This is a genomic window from Parafrankia sp. FMc2, assembly GCF_041008525.1.
GTDB lineage: Bacteria > Actinomycetota > Actinomycetes > Frankiales > Frankiaceae > Parafrankia.
Window position 1 is genome coordinate 16,563 of sequence record NZ_JBFLUG010000086.1, and the last position, 16,377, is coordinate 32,939.

The 16,377-nt window shown below is 70.7% G+C and carries 20 protein-coding genes, 1 other RNA gene and 1 pseudogene; 10 read left to right on the forward strand and 12 right to left on the reverse strand.

All coding sequences use genetic code 11. The features are described 5' to 3' along the window. Positions 1-4: 4 nt before the first annotated feature. Entirely contained in the window at positions 5-1,147 is a 1,143-nt protein-coding gene (locus AB1460_RS24435) for a GTP-binding protein (RefSeq protein WP_368964399.1), read from the reverse strand. Then, positions 1,144-2,019, reverse strand: a complete 876-nt coding sequence (locus AB1460_RS24440) for a class I SAM-dependent methyltransferase (RefSeq protein ID WP_368964401.1) — start codon at positions 2,017-2,019, stop codon at positions 1,144-1,146. The genes AB1460_RS24435 and AB1460_RS24440 overlap by 4 nt, the downstream gene beginning before the upstream one ends. A gap of 409 nt (positions 2,020-2,428) precedes the next feature. On the opposite strand from AB1460_RS24440, the gene rpmB reads away from it, so the two are divergent. From rpmB to AB1460_RS24465, 5 genes and pseudogenes are all read left to right on the forward strand, one after another. Further along, on the forward strand, positions 2,429-2,665 hold the full coding sequence (rpmB, locus tag AB1460_RS24445) for a 50S ribosomal protein L28 (RefSeq protein ID WP_368964403.1): 237 nt from the start codon (positions 2,429-2,431) through the stop codon (positions 2,663-2,665). After that, positions 2,665-2,829 (forward strand): 50S ribosomal protein L33, encoded by a 165-nt coding sequence (gene rpmG / locus AB1460_RS24450; RefSeq protein WP_368954577.1) that lies wholly within the window; start codon positions 2,665-2,667, stop codon positions 2,827-2,829. Before rpmB ends, rpmG begins: the two co-directional genes overlap by 1 nt. A 49-nt stretch (positions 2,830-2,878) precedes the next feature. Then, positions 2,879-3,184 carry a 30S ribosomal protein S14 gene (gene rpsN, locus AB1460_RS24455; RefSeq protein ID WP_368964405.1) on the forward strand — a complete coding sequence of 102 codons (306 nt, stop codon included), beginning with the start codon at positions 2,879-2,881 and terminating at the stop codon, positions 3,182-3,184. A gap of 74 nt (positions 3,185-3,258) precedes the next feature. Continuing rightward, on the forward strand, positions 3,259-3,504 hold the full coding sequence (rpsR, locus tag AB1460_RS24460) for a 30S ribosomal protein S18 (RefSeq protein ID WP_368964407.1): 246 nt from the start codon (positions 3,259-3,261) through the stop codon (positions 3,502-3,504). Between the two features lie 140 nt (positions 3,505-3,644). Next, positions 3,645-3,881 (forward strand): annotated as a pseudogene (locus tag AB1460_RS24465) (SAM-dependent methyltransferase); the annotation flags it as partial. Between the two features lie 126 nt (positions 3,882-4,007). Here AB1460_RS24465 and AB1460_RS24470 read toward each other — a convergent pair. The 4 genes from AB1460_RS24470 to AB1460_RS24485 all read right to left on the reverse strand — a co-directional run bounded on the left by AB1460_RS24470 (position 4,008) and on the right by AB1460_RS24485 (position 6,838). Further along, positions 4,008-5,003: an ATP-binding protein gene (locus AB1460_RS24470; RefSeq protein ID WP_368964409.1), complete on the reverse strand. Its 996-nt coding sequence runs from the start codon at positions 5,001-5,003 to the stop codon at positions 4,008-4,010. Positions 5,004-5,332: 329 nt separating this feature from the next. Then, complete coding sequence (gene rpmF / locus AB1460_RS24475; protein ID WP_368954581.1) at positions 5,333-5,494, reverse strand: 50S ribosomal protein L32; 162 nt, start codon at positions 5,492-5,494, stop codon at positions 5,333-5,335. A 1-nt stretch (position 5,495) separates the two neighbouring features. Next, positions 5,496-5,747, reverse strand: a complete 252-nt coding sequence (locus tag AB1460_RS24480; protein WP_368954582.1) for a type B 50S ribosomal protein L31 — start codon at positions 5,745-5,747, stop codon at positions 5,496-5,498. After that, positions 5,744-6,838 carry a GTP-binding protein gene (locus tag AB1460_RS24485; protein ID WP_368964412.1) on the reverse strand — a complete coding sequence of 365 codons (1,095 nt, stop codon included), beginning with the start codon at positions 6,836-6,838 and terminating at the stop codon, positions 5,744-5,746. Before AB1460_RS24485 ends, AB1460_RS24480 begins: the two co-directional genes overlap by 4 nt. A 774-nt stretch (positions 6,839-7,612) precedes the next feature. Here AB1460_RS24485 and AB1460_RS24495 point away from each other — a divergent pair. Continuing rightward, a complete protein-coding gene (locus tag AB1460_RS24495; protein WP_368964414.1) occupies positions 7,613-8,149 on the forward strand; it encodes a tetratricopeptide repeat protein in 537 nt (178 codons plus the stop codon). 348 nt (positions 8,150-8,497) lie between these two features. Here the strand turns inward: AB1460_RS24495 and ssrA are convergent. After that, positions 8,498-8,872, reverse strand: a transfer-messenger RNA (tmRNA) gene (gene ssrA / locus AB1460_RS24500). 299 nt (positions 8,873-9,171) lie between these two features. On the opposite strand from ssrA, the gene AB1460_RS24505 reads away from it, so the two are divergent. After that, complete coding sequence (locus AB1460_RS24505) at positions 9,172-9,642, forward strand: VOC family protein (RefSeq protein WP_368964416.1); 471 nt, start codon at positions 9,172-9,174, stop codon at positions 9,640-9,642. 73 nt (positions 9,643-9,715) lie between these two features. Next, the gene (locus tag AB1460_RS24510) at positions 9,716-10,642 is read left to right on the forward strand and encodes a YoaK family protein (RefSeq protein WP_368964418.1); all 927 of its coding nucleotides are present in this window, start codon (positions 9,716-9,718) and stop codon (positions 10,640-10,642) included. Here AB1460_RS24510 and AB1460_RS24515 read toward each other — a convergent pair. From AB1460_RS24515 to ftsE, 4 genes are read right to left on the reverse strand one after another with little or no spacing between them, the layout of a single operon-like run. Further along, positions 10,530-11,978, reverse strand: a complete 1,449-nt coding sequence (locus AB1460_RS24515) for a THUMP-like domain-containing protein (protein WP_368964420.1) — start codon at positions 11,976-11,978, stop codon at positions 10,530-10,532. The two genes, AB1460_RS24510 and AB1460_RS24515, sit on opposite strands and share 113 nt — an antisense overlap. Beyond that, positions 11,978-12,454 carry an SsrA-binding protein SmpB gene (smpB, locus tag AB1460_RS24520; protein WP_018638655.1) on the reverse strand — a complete coding sequence of 159 codons (477 nt, stop codon included), beginning with the start codon at positions 12,452-12,454 and terminating at the stop codon, positions 11,978-11,980. Before smpB ends, AB1460_RS24515 begins: the two co-directional genes overlap by 1 nt. Positions 12,455-12,513: 59 nt before the next feature. Next, complete coding sequence (ftsX, locus tag AB1460_RS24525) at positions 12,514-13,386, reverse strand: permease-like cell division protein FtsX (protein WP_368964422.1); 873 nt, start codon at positions 13,384-13,386, stop codon at positions 12,514-12,516. After that, positions 13,386-14,222 carry a cell division ATP-binding protein FtsE gene (gene ftsE / locus AB1460_RS24530; protein WP_368964424.1) on the reverse strand — a complete coding sequence of 279 codons (837 nt, stop codon included), beginning with the start codon at positions 14,220-14,222 and terminating at the stop codon, positions 13,386-13,388. The genes ftsX and ftsE overlap by 1 nt, the downstream gene beginning before the upstream one ends. A 228-nt stretch (positions 14,223-14,450) precedes the next feature. On the opposite strand from ftsE, the gene AB1460_RS24535 reads away from it, so the two are divergent. Continuing rightward, the gene (locus AB1460_RS24535) at positions 14,451-14,633 is read left to right on the forward strand and encodes a hypothetical protein (RefSeq protein ID WP_071088515.1); all 183 of its coding nucleotides are present in this window, start codon (positions 14,451-14,453) and stop codon (positions 14,631-14,633) included. A gap of 87 nt (positions 14,634-14,720) precedes the next feature. Then, the gene (locus tag AB1460_RS24540; RefSeq protein WP_368964427.1) at positions 14,721-15,380 is read left to right on the forward strand and encodes an AAA family ATPase; all 660 of its coding nucleotides are present in this window, start codon (positions 14,721-14,723) and stop codon (positions 15,378-15,380) included. Positions 15,381-15,450: 70 nt separating this feature from the next. Here the strand turns inward: AB1460_RS24540 and cobA are convergent, their stop codons facing one another. Next, positions 15,451-16,227 carry a uroporphyrinogen-III C-methyltransferase gene (gene cobA / locus AB1460_RS24545; RefSeq protein ID WP_368964429.1) on the reverse strand — a complete coding sequence of 259 codons (777 nt, stop codon included), beginning with the start codon at positions 16,225-16,227 and terminating at the stop codon, positions 15,451-15,453. Positions 16,228-16,377: the final 150 nt, after the last annotated feature.

The following is a 16,377-nucleotide window of genomic DNA, read 5'->3' on the forward strand; positions in this document are numbered from 1 at the left end:
CGGCTCAACGGGGGTCGTCGTGGACGTGATGGTGGTGTGGTTCCAGGTCGTCCCAGGCGGGCAGCGGGTCGGGGAACTGTTGCCAGGTGGTGGGGCCTGCGGCGTGTTCGGTGTCGGTGAGCAGGGCCGGGTCGAGCCGTCGGCGTGGTTCGTCGGGGTCCAGCCCGATGCCGATGAAGACGAGTTCCTGGGTGGCGGTGTGGCCGGTGAGCTGTTCGCCGGGTTCGATGGTCATGTTCGGTCCGGCCTGGGACCAGACGGCCAGGGTGTGTGGGCGGCTGGCGATGTGGCAGAAGCCCTTGCTGCGCAGCACACCCTCCCAGTCGGTGAGGGCGGTGGCGAGGCGGGCGGGGTGGAAGGGGCGGGCGGCGCGGTAGGTGACCGAGCGGATGCCGTACTCCTCGGTCTCGGGGGTGTGGTTGCCGGCGAGTTCCTCGACCCAGCCCGCTGACGTGGCCGCGGTGATCGGGTCGTAGCGCCCGGTGTCGAGGACCTCCGCCAGGTCGATCACTCCGTGGCCGGCGCGGACGAGGCGGGCGTTCGGATTGAGCTTGCGTAGCAGCCCTTCGACGGTGGCGGCCTGGTCGGAGGTGGCCAGGTCCGTCTTGCTGAGTACCAGCACGTCGGCGAACTCGACCTGGTCGATCAACAGATCGGAGATGCCGCGTTCGTCGCCCTCATCGGCCTCGAGGGAGCGTTCGACGAGGTAGTCGCCGCGCTCGAGCTCGGCCAGGAAGTTCGAGGCGTCGACCACGGTGACCATGGTGTCGAGGCGAGCGTGGTCGGAAAGGCTGGTGCCGTCCTCGAACGTCCACTCGAAGGTCGCCGCGACCGGCATCGGTTCGGAGATCCCGGTGGATTCGATGAGGATGGTGTCGAAGCGGCCCTCGCGGGCCAGCGCGCCCACGCTTTCGAGCAGGTCCTCCCGCAGGGTGCAGCAGATGCAGCCGTTGGTCAGCTCGACCAGGCGTTCGCCACCCCGGCCGGAGACCAGCGAGGCGTCGATGTTGACCTCGCTCATGTCGTTGACCACCACCGCGACCCGGCGTCCCTCGCGGTTGGCGAGCACATGGTTGAGCAGCGTGGTCTTGCCCGCGCCGAGGAAGCCGGACAGCACGGTCACCGGGACCCGCGGGTCGGCGCTCACGCCGCACCGACCGTGGCCAGGTTCAGCCGATAGGAAAGCACCTGCGGCTCCGTGCGCAGCGCGGGCAGGGTCGCGGCGACGTCCGCCGGCAGGCGCTCCAGCACGGCCTGCGGGGCCTCGGTCAGCCGCACCGACTCCACCAGATCGAACCCGCGGACCGGGCCGGCGAGATCCGCGGGTTCGTCGCAGAACCACCGCACCCGGGCGGACACCTTGCTCATCGCGTCGTGCTCCTCCTGGTTCTCCCGCATCCACGCGCCCCAGCTGTCAAACGCGACGGTGCTGCCGGGCAGCCGGCCCGCGATGCGGTCGAGGACACCGTGCACCTCGTCGGCGTCAAGAAACCCCAGCACCGCCTCCGCGACGAACAGCCACGGCCCCGGCCCGGTATCCGCCGCCAGATCGAGCCAGCCGTCGTCGAGCACCGACGCGGCGACAGACCGGCGGCGCTCGTCGTCGACGAAGTACCGCCGGCGCAGCGCCATCGCGTCCGGCAGGTCGAGCTCGATCCAGCGGCCCCGGCCAGCCGCGACGCGCTCATAGCGGGTGTTGAGACCAACACCGATCTCGACGATCGTCCCGGCGGGGTGGCGGTCAAGCCACTCCTCGACCCAGTGGTCGAACACCGCGGTCCGCCATGCGGCACCGACCAGGCTGGGCAGCCCGTCGAACCGGGCGAAGTCGTAGTCGATCGCCGCCACGAGCTCGACCGCCCGCGGGTCGGCCAGCAGACCTTCGCCGCGCCGAGCGAGCTCCGCCCGGCCGTACAGCGGAATCAGCAGGGTCTCGGCAACGGACCCCAGGGCGACGACACCGACAGCGTCCGTACCCGCCCGATCGGAGTCGGTCGGCCCTTCGTCCGTGCGCCGCATCGCAACCTCGCTCCACTGATGGCAACGGTTTTCATTACGATAACGTCCGGCGCTGCGCCTGGGGCCACAGGCCCCTCGGAGTCCACAGCGCGACACCTCACCCCGACACCAGCCCGCCACGGCCGGCATGGCCGGCGCGTCGCCGCGACCCACACGCGGACTCGCCCCACCGCCACTGGACATCGAGGCCACACCTCAGGCAAGATGAAAACGATTTTCATTACAGATACGATGTGCGTCCACCACTACCAGCAGCGGGCGGATCGATGAACGGCCGCAGGAGACCTGTCGGGCAACACCAGATCAGCCGGAGCGAGTTGACGGCACTGCTGCGCGCGCTGCGCGTGACAGGCCCGTTCGAGCGCCGGCCCTACCGGCCCCCGACCCTCCGCAGACCAGGAGAACGTCTATGTCGGCGCACTGCCAGGTGACGGGACGCAAGCCCGGGTTCGGCATGCGGGTGAGCCACTCGCATGTCCGCACCCGGCGCCGCTGGAATCCCAACATCCAGAAGAAGACCTACTGGCTGCCGAGCGAAAACCGGAAGGTGACCCTGACCCTGTCCGCCAAGGGCATCAAGACCGTGGACAAACACGGCATCGAAGCGATCGTGCGCCGCCTGCGCGCCCAGGGAGTGAAGGTCTGATGGCCCGCAACGAAGCCCGCCAGAAGATCAAACTCCGGTCGACCGCGGGAACCGGTTTCACCTACATCACGACCAAGAACCGCCGCAACGACCCGGACCGGCTCCAGCTCATGAAGTACGACCCCCGGATCCGCCGCCACGTGCTGTTCCGCGAAGAGCGGTAGCAGCACCACCAGACCCGCCCGCCCCCATCCCCGTCAGCAGAGGACCACAGTGGCCAAGACAAGCAAGATCGCGGCCGACAGGCGACGGCGAGAGATCGTCGCCCGCCACTCCGAACGGCGAGCGGAACTCAAGGAGATCATCCGCAGGCCCTCCACTCCGCAGGCCGAACGGGACGCGGCAGTCGCGGAACTGCGCCGCCAGCCCCGCGACGCCAGCGCGACCCGGCTGCGCAACCGCGACCAGGTCGACGGCAGGCCACGCGGCCACCTGCGGGACTTCGGCCTGTCCAGGATCCGGTTCCGACAGATGGCCCACGCCGGGGAGCTCCCCGGCATCCGCAAGGCCAGCTGGTAGCACGCCACGCCAGCTGGTAGCACGCCACGCCGGCTGGCGGCACGCCAGCCGGCAGCACCCGATGAGACGGCGAGATGACGAACCGACAACGGCGCCCGGTGAAAAGCCCGCGCAAGAAGCCCAACATCCTGATCGAGCGCGGCATCACCTACGTCGATTACAAGGACACCGCACTGCTGCGTATGTTCATTTCCGACCGCGGGAAGATCCGCTCCCGCCGCATCACGGGGCTCACGCCCAAACAGCACCGGGAGATCGCTCGCGCGATCAAGAACGCGCGGGAGATGGCACTTCTCCCCTACTCCACCCGGCCACGATGAGCTCGGCATCGGGCGGCGGCGAGGGCCACCCTACGGCTATCGAGGACGCCTCCCCGAGCGAACAGTTCTGGCAGTCCCACTACCAGGGCAGCAATGACCCTTGACCAGTGAGGCGCCCCAACGCGTCGCTGGCCGGCGCTGTGGAGGAGCTCGATCTCGCACCGGGGCGCGCCTGGGACCTGGGCTGCGGCCACGGCGGTGACGCCCTGTGGCTGGCGTCGCTGGGCTGGCGGGTGACCGCCACGGACGTCTCCGCCACAGCGGTCAGCCGAGGCGCGGCCGCCGCGGCCGCCGCGGCCCAGGGCATGGGCGAGCGGATCGACGCGCAGCGACATGATCTGACCCGCACCCGGCCCACCGGGCCCTTCGATCTGGTCTACGCCTGCTACAGCGGACGGGCGCGGCGCAGGTCCCGACCTCTGATGAAAGGCGGGGCGGCTCGGCCGGCAGACGACTCGGCGGGCGGGGAGGCCGTGCGGCTCCGGCGCGGCCTCCCCGGGGGATCAGCCCGCGCCCCCTCTCGCACCGGCGGCCACGCCCAGGCCGTGGCGTGCGGCTGGCACCAGGTCGACCCCGAAGCGGAAGTCGGGATCGATCTGGCCAGCCAGATCTGCCCCCACCGTGGTGTTCGCCCACGTCGCCGCGTTGCGCAGGTGCATCTGATGCATCTGCGCGAGGAAGCGATCCGGATCCCGCACCGTCGCGTCCACCACCACCTTCATCTGATCCAGCACCGCCCGATCCGAGGCGTCGAGATCGTCGATGGCGAACGGGTGCCCCTGCTCCATGGCACGCACCGGAGCCGACTGGCCCACCCACGCCAACAGGTCCGCACCCACCTCGCGGCGCAGGAAATCCGCATCCCCGGCGTCGGTGACCTTGTTGCCTACCACTGACAAAGCCACGTCGAACTCCGCCGAGTACCCCTGGTACTGACGGTGAACCGCCACTGCCTTCCGTGTCGGTTCACACACCAGAAATGTTCGGTCAAACCGGGTGAACAATCCTGAGGCGAACGCGTCGGCCCCCGCCGTCATATCCACCACCACGTACTCGCCGGGGCCATCCTGCAGATGGTTGAGCAACAGCTCCACGGCACCCAACTTGGAATGGAAACACGCCACCCCGAGATCCTCCTCAGCGAACGCCCCCGTGGCGAGCAGGCGCACACCCCCCACATCCAACCCGAACCGCGACCAGAGCGGATCCTCCATACCGAGCAGGTGCGAACCCGCCCCCGGCGGGCTCGTCTTCACCATCACCTCCGCCGACGGGATGCGGGGGTTGTCGCCCCGTAGATAGTCCTTGATCTCGGCGAGATATTCACCCATCGGTGGCGGCACCACGTCATCGGCAAGCCCCAACGCGGCGCCCAGATGCTGGTTGATGTCCCCGTCGATCGCCAGCACCGAATGCCCGGACGCAGCCAGATGCCGACAGAACAGGGCAGACAACGTGGTCTTCCCACTGCCACCCTTGCCAACAAAAGCAATCTTCACGTGTGGCACTCCTTGACCATGGCGACCTTGCTGCGCTGCATCAGCGAAGTGGCAACGATACTCGTTTTCATTAGATCGGCCCGGCCGTACCACCGGCGTACCGGCCGAGCAGAGCGGATCCGCGCACCCAACCCCCGACAGAAGCCGAACGCGCGCTCGTCGATAGGTGCCCGGCGACCACACCAGGCCAGCCCGGGAGGAGTAAGGCCACAGCCAGTCAGCTGGCCTCGCCCGGCTTCGCTGGCGGAGGCAGAAGTGGGCTCCCTGCGATGAACCCGCTCACCTACCGGCAGACACGGCCGGGGACGGGTGTCAGGCTTCCCCTGTGGTCACAGCAGCCCGCGCCTGTAGGCGGCGACGAGTCGACGCGGCACCCGGAGTGCGCGGCCGTCGGGGGTGGTCACCGGCACCAGGTCGGGCGCCACGGCCTTCCACTGGGCGCGGCGGTGCCGGGTGTTGCTGCGGGAGGTCCTGCGCTTGGGAACGGCCATGTCAGCGGCTTCTCTTTCCGTAGCGGCGATTGAACTTCTCGACGCGGCCAGCGGTGTCGATCACCCGCTGGTCACCCGTCCAGAACGGATGTGAATCGGCCGTGATGTCGACCGCGATGAGCGGGTAGACGTTGCCGTCCTCCCAGTCGATCGCGCGGTCCGACGTAGCCGTGGATCGGGTCAGGAAGGCCTTTCCGGTCGATCGGTCCTGGAAGACAACCGGATGGTAATCGGGGTGTATATCTTTTTTCACAGCTCCTCCATCTCGTCGTACGACTCGATGAACGGGTCGACGAAATCCAGTTCGTCGGCCAGTTCCAGTTCTTCGTCGGTCACCAGTGCCTCGCGCAGGGCAGTGATGATCGCCTCAGGTGGCGCGGCCAGGGTGATCACGACCACCTCCTGCGCACGTTCGCCGGGGCGGCGGTCCGGGCTCGTCGAACCCGTCACGCGGCAGGCAGGCGGGGCCTCCGACCAATCGCTCACGGCAGTGAGCCATGACCCGAGGCTGCCGACAGTCAGTCCACCGCCCGCCGATTCCAACCACAGCGCCCTGTCCGGCTGACTGACGACCCACAACCGGCCCCGGGTACGCACGACACCGTCGAGCAGCACGTCCAGGGCGCCATGCAGGCGCATCGGGTGGAACGGGCGGCGGGCGGCGAAGTGGACAACCGCCACGCCGTGCGACGGCTCCAGCGGCGGCCTTCCGTTCAGCAGGGCGCCGAAACCGTCATCGAAGCGACCGCGCCGCGCGTCGGGCGGGATGGCCGCCAGCAAAGCGGCCGCGTCCAGCCCGTGGCGGTCGTGACGCGCGGCACGGGGGTTGAGGCGATCCAGCACGGCGTCGAGCACCGGGTCGGCCTGGCCGCCCGTCAGCACCAGGCAGTCGGCGAACTCGACCGGCCCGACGGCGATCTGGGCCACGGTACGGTCATCGTCCTCGGCGGCACTCAGGCCACGCTCGGCAAGGAGATCGTTTCCAGTCGCGTCGGCGAGCCAGGTGGCCCGGTCCACCACGGTGACCACGGCCTCCACCCGCACGTCCGTCTCGCACACGGCGAAACAGACGACCTCGGGTTCCAGCCGGGGATCGAGGTGGACGACGACCCGGCCGCCCAGGCGCTCCAACAGGGGCACCAGGTCCAGGCCGAGGGTGCAGGACACGCAGCCGTGGGCCAGCTCCAGCACTGTCAGCTCGCCGTCGACCCAGCGACGCACGACACCCTGGACAAGATCACGCAGGTCGTAGCGCACCAGCACCGATCCCGGCCAGGCGCGCCAGATCTCCTCCCCCACATCGTGGTCACCCAGACCCGCGACCAGCACGACCTCTGTCAGCATGGAAACAGTCTATCGAAAACGGTTTCCACTTCGAATAGCTGGCGGCCAGCGGATCGTCGCGCCAGGTCACGGACCAGTCTGGCGGAGCCGACCTCGATGCGGCTGATGCTCCTGAGCAGGTGGGCGGCGAACGTGATGGCGGACGGGCAGACACCGTAGGAGATGCGCACCCGCGCGCACGCCGCGGCGGGGTTGGCCTTTCTCCAGCTGTGAAGTGCGCAAGGGGGACAACGGTGACCGCCTGCACAACGGCTTGGAGTGAGAGGGGGGCGGTCCGGCGAGGGCCGGCCGTGCTGGAGGCCCGGGGGGTCACCGTGCGGTACGGCCGGGTGGCCGCGGAGCCTGCGGAAACTGGCCGCCTACCTGGCCGACAACCCCGATCGCGCCGTAACCGTCGGCCGGGAACGGCTCCGTCAGCTCCTGCACGCCCACCGGATCTCGTTCCAGCGGACCCGGACGTGGAAGGAGTCCACCGACCCGGACAAGGACGCTAAACTCGACCGGATCGAATATCTGATCATGACGTGTCCGAACCGGTGTTTCGCGTTCGACCAGTTCGGTCCACGCAACCTGGCCGGGGACGGGAACCGGGACGGAGCCAGGGCTCGCGCTGCACATCCTGAACCCAGCCGACGAGACTGAGCTCCTACTCCGAATCACTGCCGCGCCAAACCGGCTCGTCATGCACGGTTCACGGCTCGCCCATTTCCGCCCGCCTTTGCGCGCGGGCGAGGCTGTGGGCTTGGTCGCCGCCTGCTACGAGCTGGCGCGACGATGAAGTACGACTGGCCCCCCGCGGCGCCGGCACTGCGACCAGCCTTCGACGCGTGGCGGCGGGGGCAGCACGCCGCCACCCTCACGGCGATGGACATGTTTTGTCGAACGCACCCGGCTGATCCGGACGGGTGGCGAGGCAAGGGCAGTGTCCTGTGGACGCTGGGCCGGTTCGACGATGCCCTGTCAGCGTTCCAGACCGCGCTGGGGCTCGACCCATGGTCGCCAGTGCACTGGTCGACGGTCGGTCTCGCGCTTCGCGACCTCGGGCTCCTCGACCGTGCCCGCGCCACGTTCCGCGTGGCTACCCGGTTGGACGACTCGTACGCGCCCGCCTGGAACGAGTGGGGCAACGTCCTGGTCGATGCGGGACACCCGCGAGTCACGCTGGCTCGCTACGACCGGGCGATCGCACTCGACCACAGCCGGGCTGTCTATCGTCACAACCGCAGCGTCGCCCGGCGGATGCTCGGCGACATCCCTGGCGCCACGGCGGACTTCCGGCAGGCGCTGGCGCTGGATCCCCGCTACGAATGATCTCGCGAGGAACTCCGTCGCCTGCTACCTGTACGCGTGAGTAGCGGGCTGGAAGCGTGATAGCCGCAGCGTGCGTTCTCCCGTTGGCTGCGGCTGTCGCATCGGTCGCACATTACGGGGCCGGACAGAGCGCGGAAGGTCCGTCGGAAACTTCCGTGTCGCCGGGTGCGGGATCGTTGTCGAGACCGACCAATCCCCTCCACTACGCCCCGTAACCAAGGTCCGCCGGTACGTTCGGGGAATCGAACCAAACGATCAACACCCCGACCTGGACATCTTCTATTCGATCAACCATCGGATCTCATAGATCTTATCTATTTGCCCAGGTCAGGGCATTGTTACGCATCGTGGTGGAGGTGGCGGGAATCGAACCCGCGTCCTCCGGCCCCGACACAGGGCTTCTCCGGGCGCAGCCTGCTCGTTTTTTCTCAGCCCCGCCGGTCCCGCAGGCAAGCCGGCGCAGGCTCAGTCGCTGTTAGATTTCCCGACTCACCCCGCGACCGGGTGGGACGGTGATCCTCCTGTCGACGCCAGATCCTGGGCCGGAGGAACTCCCAGGCTGACGGCTACTTGGTCTCTGCTCAGGCCGCGAGGGCGTAAGCGGAGGTAGCAGGCTGCGTCTTAGTGGCAGCTATTGTTTTGAACGGATCGTTTACGAGATAACCGCTCATCCTCGGCCCGCTTCCCCTGCCTCGACGTCCGGAGTCGAAGCCGGTCACCCCCTGGCTGTGCGACAACATCCTTACCCTACCGGAGCGCCGGCATGGTGCCCGGCCTCCAGATGGTCCAACGACGACCACCACACCGATGTTCCCACAGCCACCCGGACACCGCCACCGCGTTTCCGCCCGCACCCGCGCCAGGGCCCGGAGCCGGAGCCGGACCCGGCGGCCGGAGCCCATCCCCCTCGGGTCGAGACCAGGAGGCGGGGGACGCCGGAGAGGGCACTACCGGGCGCGGAACATCCCCGACATCCCTATAGTTGAACGTTCAAGGATGTCGACGCGGAACCTGGAGGAGCCATGGAGATCAAGGAGCTCGGACATCTGGTGCTGTACGTGCGCAACCTCGAACGGTCGGCGGCCTTCTACCGGGATGTCCTGGGCTGGCCGCAGGTCTTTCCGGATCCGGCCGACCCCGCGGGCCTGCTCGGCTTCCCGGCCGCCGGGTTCTCCTCGGGGCGGACGCACCACGAGCTGCTGCTGATCGAGGTGGGCGAGGACGCCGCGGAGCTGCCCCGCGGACGTCGCGTCGGGCTCTACCACTTCGGGCTGAAGGTGGGCGACAGCGACGACGAGCTGCGCGCCGCACTGGAGCGGATCTCGCAGGCCGGAGTGCGGATCGCCGGCGCATCGGACCACACGGTGACGCACAGCCTCTACATCTACGACCCGGACGGGAACGAGATCGAGCTGTACGTCGACATGCCCGGCGTCGACTGGCGGAACAACCCGGCCCTGATCGCCGCGCCCATCCGTCCGCTGCGCCTCTGACCGGGCGGGGAAGGCGCCGGACGCCCGCGCGTCGGCCGGCGGCACCGGATGCGCCGGCCACGATACTCACCGGGTGCGCTCACCCGGCAGCCCTCGGCGCAGGCGCACCGGGCGGAGGCGGAGACGGAGACAGCGCGCGGCGCGCACCACCGCGACCGCGGCCTTCGAGGAAGCCGACGAGGGGGCGACTGCGAGGGTCTCCCGCCACGCCGAGCGGCGGATCACCGCGCTGCTGCTGACGATGACGGCGCTGACCGGCCTCGTCGACGCGATGACCTTCCTTGGTCTCGGCGAGGTCTTCGTGGCGAACATGACGGGCAACGTCGCCGTCCTGGGGTTCTCGCTGGCCGGCGCCAGCGGTATCTCCGGTGTGCTCTCTCTGGACGCGCTGCTCTGCTTCGTGGCTGGCGCGCTGGGCGGCGGGCGCATCGCCACCCGTTTCGATCATCATGCCCGGCTGTGGCTGGGGACGGTGACCCTCGTACAGGCCGTACTGGTCGCCGCGGCGCTGATCTTCGCCGCGTTCCCGCTCAGCGACGAGTTGCAGGTCGCGGTGGACGCCGGCGGCCGACTGATCAAGACCCACTCCTCCCCCGCCGACTACATGCTGGTCTCGATGCTGGCCTTCGGGATGGGTCTGCAGCACGCGACGGCGCAGCGGCTGGCGAGGCCGGAGATTCCCACGAACGTGCTGACCACGACGATCACGACGTTCGCCATCCAGACCCGGCTCGGCGGTGGCCGCGGATCGCGGGGGCTGCGGCAGATGGCCGGTCCGGCCCTGCTGCTGGGCAGCGCGGCGGTGGGCGCGCTGGGCTTTCTGCGGATGTCCACGCTGTTCCCGCTGATCTGCGGACTGGTGCTGGTGGCGACGAGCTTCGGGCTGGTCACCGCCCGACCGGCGCTGGTCCAGGCTCATCCGCGGCGGGTGTCGGACCCTCCGCCGCCACCCCCCACACCCCCTCCGGCGCCTCCGCCTGCCCCGTCTGTGCGGCGGTGAGCTCGGTGCAGAGGATGGCCCAGGGGGCGTCACGCACCCTGGTCATGAGCACGGTCATCGCCGGGCCGCGCGGAACCAGGTGACGGCGGGCGGGCAGCAGGCGGCGGCGGATCGCGTCCACATCACCCGCCAGCCCCCGGCGGCGGACGTCGAGCGCGCTGACGCCGGCGGCCCGCACGGCGGCGGCGACGCGCCGGACGTCGAACGCCATCTCGGCCTCGACCCGCAGTACCCGGGCGAACGGGGTGGCGACCGGGCGGTCGACGCCGAGGAACGCGATGCGTGGATCGATCTGCCAGCCGTCGACCAGCCGGCCGAGGGTGCCGACGAGGCCTGCCCGGGTGACGGCCGGGCTGGGGTCGAGGATGAACGGGCCGGGTGGGCGCAGCGGGAGCCCGCCGGCCGGGTCCCCGGCGAGGGCATCGTCGGCGACGTCACCAAAACGGTCACCAAAACGGTCGCCGGAGCGGTCACCGGGATCGTCGGGCTCGCCCGTCAGCGTCGCCACCTCACCGTTTCGCAGCAGGACGGTGGCGCGCCGGGGCGCTGTCGCCAGCGCGGGGGCGAAGAGCACGGATTCCTTCAGGCCCCGCCCGTCCGCGACGAACTCGATCTCCCAGCCGGGGGGCACGACGTCCAGCCGCAGGCCGGGGGCCGCCTTGATGGCGACGGCCTCGACCCGGTCGACCAGGGCGAAGCACCAGCCGAGCGGCGGTTCGCTGGTGCCGGTGGCCATCCGCTGGTCGCCGCCGCGCCGCGCCGGGTCGACGAACACGCCGTCGACGCCTCGCAGATCGACCTCCCGGACGTCGGCCTCGCACGGCTCCACCCGGCCACGCTCGCGGACACCGGACCGGGAGACGGGGTTGACGGCGGCCGCCACCTCGGCGTTGTGGACGGCCATCCGCAGGTGCAGCGGGTCTCGGTCGACGGCGAGGACCGGGTGCTCGGCGGCCAGGGCGATGAGGTCGCCACCGATTCCGGTGCACAGGTCGGCAAGACGGCCGCGGCCGGCGAAGCGGGCGGCGCGGTGGGCCGCGGCGCGGTGCGACGACGCCTGTTCCAACCCGGGGCGGGTGAAGAACATCTGGTCGGCGGCGGGGAACTTCGCGGCCGCGCGGGACCGCAGCTCGGCCTGGCCGAACGCCGCCGCCACCAGTTCGGGCGGGTGGCCGGCAGCCCGCAGGCGGGTGCCGTCCGCGAGCTCGGACCCGCGGGCGAGGGCGGCGGCGGCCGTCGCGAGCAGCTCCGTGCCGAGCGGGCTGAGCAGCGCCTCGAAGGTGGTCAGCCGCGCGGCGGTGTCGTCAACAGCGGCGGTGCCGCCGGCGGCGGCCATCAGCCGCGACGCTTGGCCTGCCGGCCCATGATCCGGGCCATCTCCCGGGTCGCGTCCCGCTCGGCGAGGGCGTGGCGCTTGTCGTAGTTCTTGCGCCCGCGGGCGAGCGCCACCTCGACCTTCGCCCGGCCGTCCTTGAAGTACAGCGAGAGGGGGACGATCGTGAGGCCGCCCTCCTGCGTCTTCCCGATCAGCTTCTCGATCTCGGCGCGGTGCATCAGGAGCTTGCGCCGCCGCCGCGGGGCGTGGTTCGTCCAGGTGCCCTCGGTGTACTCCGGGATGTGCACGTTGTGCAGCCAGATCTCACCGTCGGCAATCTGGGCGAAGCCGTCGACCAGGGAGGCCCGGCCGGCGCGCAGCGCTTTGACCTCGGTGCCCATGAGCACCACCCCGGCCTCGTAGGTGTCGAGGATGTCGTAGTCGTGGCGGGCGCGCTTGTTCTGCGCGATCAGTTTGCGCCCGGTTTCCTTCGGCACTGCTCCTCAGCCCTGCTTCCCGTCCGTCGCACGGTCCGTCACACCATTGTGGGGCGCCGTCACGCCCGCAGGTGTCTGCGCAGCGCGACGGACGCCATGCCCGCCGCGGCCGTGACTCCGACGGCAAGCACTGTCGCGGCCGCCACCCACACCGCGTCCCATCCGAACAGTGGGAACATTGTCTGGCGGGCGAATCGTCCGTCCACCAGATATATCTTCGCCAGCACCAGAGCGCCCACTGCCAGGAGCCCACCCAGCAGGCCGGCGAGCGCGCTCTCCAGCATGAACGGCGCCCGGATCGCCGCGTTGGTCGCGCCGACCAGCCGCATGATCGCCGTCTCCCGCCGCCGTGCGTGGGCGGAGATCCTGATCATGGTGTAGATGAGCACGAACGAGGCCACGGCCTGCACGGCCGCCAGCACGAACGCGCCCAGGGTGAAGGCATCGAGGAAACGGTACAGCGGGCCGAGCAGAGCACGCTGGTCCCGGACGGCCTCGACGCCGTCGCGGCCAGTGTACGTCTCGACGATCACGACGGCGTCCCGCGGATCGATGAGCGCGAGCCTGAAGGACGCCGGGAGGTCGTCCGGGCCGACGCCCGCCACGACGTCCGGCGAGGTCCGGAAGTCGCGGCGGAACCGCTCGTAGACGTCCTGTTTGCTCTCGTAGGTGACGCCGCCGACCAGCGGGTCGGCGGCGAGCTCGTCGCGCAGGGCCTGGCGGTCGGCGTCGTCGAGACCGTCCTGCAGGTCGACGACGATCTCGATCTGGTCGAGCAGGAAGCTGTCCACGGTGTGTGCCTGGGCGCGCAGCAGCAGACCGGCGCCGAGCATCGCGAGACAGATCGTGACGGTGACAACCACCGCGCAGGTCATCGCGACGTTGCGGCGCAGCGTGGTGACCAGCGCCGCGAGCAGGGGGCCGGGGCGCATCAGCCCGCTTCCCGGCCCGTGGGCGCCGGCGCCTGCACCCGGGAGCGTTGCGCGGGTACGTCGAGTGGGCCGGTGCCCGCGGACACGTCGAGCGGGCCGGTGTCGTCGAGCGGGCTGGTGTCGATGTCGGGGCTGGTCGCGGACGGGCCGTCGGGGTTGTCGTAGCCACCGCGGCGCTCATCGCGGACGAGCCGACCGGCGTCCAGCTCCAGGACCCGCAGGCGCATGGCGTCGACGAGCCCGGCGTTGTGTGTCGCCATCAGGATGGTGGTACCGGCCTGGTTGATGTCGTCCAGCAGGTCCATGATCTCAGCGCTGGTGGCGGGGTCGAGGTTGCCGGTCGGCTCGTCCGCCAGCAGGACCTGGGGACGCCCGACGAACGCCCGGGCGATGGCGACCCGCTGCTGTTCCCCACCGGAGAGCTCGTCGGGGAACCGCTTCTCCTTGCCGGTGAGGCCGACCAGCTCCAGGACCTCGGGGACCACAGCGCGGACCACGTGACGCGGACGCCCGACGACGTCGAGCGCGAAGGCCACGTTCCCGGCGACGGTCCTGTCCGGCAGCAGCCGGAAGTCCTGGAACACGCAGCCGACGGTGCGGCGCAGCAGCGGAACCTTTCGGTCCGGGATCCGGGCGACGTCGCGCCCGGCGACCTCGACCAGCCCCGTGGTCGCGCGCTCCTCCCGGAGCAGCAGGCGCAGCAGCGTCGACTTGCCGGAGCCCGAGGGGCCGACCAGGAACACGAACTCGCCCGCACCGATCTCGGTGCTGACGTCGCACAGCGCCGGCCGACTCCCCGCGGCGTAGCGCTTGGTCACGGAGGCGAGCCGAATCACCTGGACCTCCCTTACCCACCCGTCGGGCCCATCACGATACGTAGTCGGATGGGTGAGGTCTCGCACCGTCGCCCGCGCGCGTCCGCGATCGTCAGGTTCGCGGCAGGCGGGTGTGGCGGCGAACGACATCGACCGGGCGTACGGTGGAGGTGTCGTATCGCGTCCAGCCGGTGACGGGCCCTCCTCGGTGCCCGCCGGTCGCCGGGCCGGGCCGAAGGAGGACGGCACATGTGCTGCGAAGACCTGGTCTGTGCGAGATGCGCTGCTCCGGTCGCCGAAGGGCGTTGTCCCTCATGCCGTGCTGCGCGCGAATCCCTGCACCACTCGTCCTTCACGATTTCCCCGCAGCTGCTGATGGCGCTGTGCGCCGTCCTGCTGGCGCTGCTGGTCCTGGCCGGCTACCGCATCTGACGCCGCTTGCAGCCGCTTCGCCGCGGGTCAGCGCGGCCACCGTCACCGTCCGTGCCGAAACCGATGTCCACGCCCGGTTCTAGCAGCGTGCCGGGCGACCCCGCACCGCCACCCGCCCCGCGACCGCCGGGCGCGGGCGAGCACCCGAACACGGCCACGCCTGGCGACGCCAGCTGGGCTCTTGTGGTGCCCGCCGGCGGGATCCTGCTCGTCGCCGGCATTCCGGGCGCGGGCAAGAGCACCCTCATCCAGCGCGTGTTTCCGGTCGGCCCGAAGGCTGACCCGCCGGCCCCGGCCGGGGCCGGGCCGGTGGTGCTGGACTCGGCGCAGGTGCGGGCGCTGCTGGCCCGCCGGCTGGGGCGGCTTCCCTACGTCCTGTACCGCCCGGTGGTGCACACCGTGCACTACTGGCGCATCGCCGCGTGGACCATCGGCCCGCGGCGCGATCTGGTCATCCACGAGTGCGGCACGCGGGCATGGGCCCGGCGCACCGTCGCCCTGCTGGCGCGGATGCGCGGGCGGCCCGCGTACCTGGTCTTCCTGGAGACGCCGCCGGCCGCCGCGCTGGCCGGGCAGCACCAGCGCGGGCGGGTGGTCCCGCACCGGTCCTTCCAGCGGCACGAACGGTCGGCGGAACGCATGCGCACCGCGCTGCGGAACGGCTCGCTGACCGCCGAAGGATGGGCCTGCGCCCGCGGCATCACCCGTGACGAGGCGGCCCGCCTGACCCGGATCAGCTTCGACTGACTCCGCCCGGTTCGGCACGGCGTCAAAGCCGGGCCCGGGAGCCGGGACGGGGGGCGGGCCCGGGGCCGCGCTACTGCTCGGGGTCGGCGTCGGGTACCCGGCTCAGGCCGAGACTCCCGTGCAGCCCGACGACCTCGCCGATCACGATCACCGCGGGCGAGGAGATCCCGGCTTCCTGCGCGAGCCCGGTGATCTCCTTCAGGGGGCCGGTGACGAGCCGCTCCCGGCTGGTGCCGCCATCCTGGATCACCGCTGTCGGGGTATGCGGGGACCGCCCACGCTTGATCAGTTCGGCGCTGATCCTGGGCAGTGCCGCGACGCCCATGAGAATCACCACCGTGCCGGGCCCGGAGGCGAGCGCGTCCCAGTCGGCGGTCGAGCCGGGGTGGGACGGGTCGACATGCCCGCTGACGATCGCCACGTCCTGGGTGATCCCGCGATGGGTGACCGGGATCCCGGCCATCGCGGGCACCGCCACCGCGCTCGTCACCCCCGGGACGACCTCGCAGCGCACCCCGGCCGCGGCGCAGGCCAGTGCCTCCTCGCCGCCCCGGCCGAAGACGAACGGATCGCCGCCCTTGAGACGGACCACACCGCGGCCACGCCGAGCCTCTGCCACGATCAGAGTGTTGATCTCCGTCTGGGTGAGGTTGTGCCCGTGCGGCGCCTTGCCGGCGTCGACGATCTCGGCACCCGGCCGCACCTCGTCGAGCAGCTCGGCCGGTGCCAGGCGGTCGACCACCACCACGTCGGCGCGCCGGAGCAGGCGCAGCCCGCGCAGTGTGATCAGATCCGCCCGGCCTGGCCCGCCGCCGACCAGCGCGACCCATCCGCCTGGTGTCTCCACACGCCCACCCCCACCTCGCCTGCTGGCGCCGCTCGCCTGACCGCGGCCTTGTGTCCCGCCTGGTCAGTGTCCGTCCTGACCGCGGTCGGCTGCTAACGGTCGTGACAAGCCGGGCAGTTTCGGCCGCCGGGCGGGGGCTGGGCGTGACAC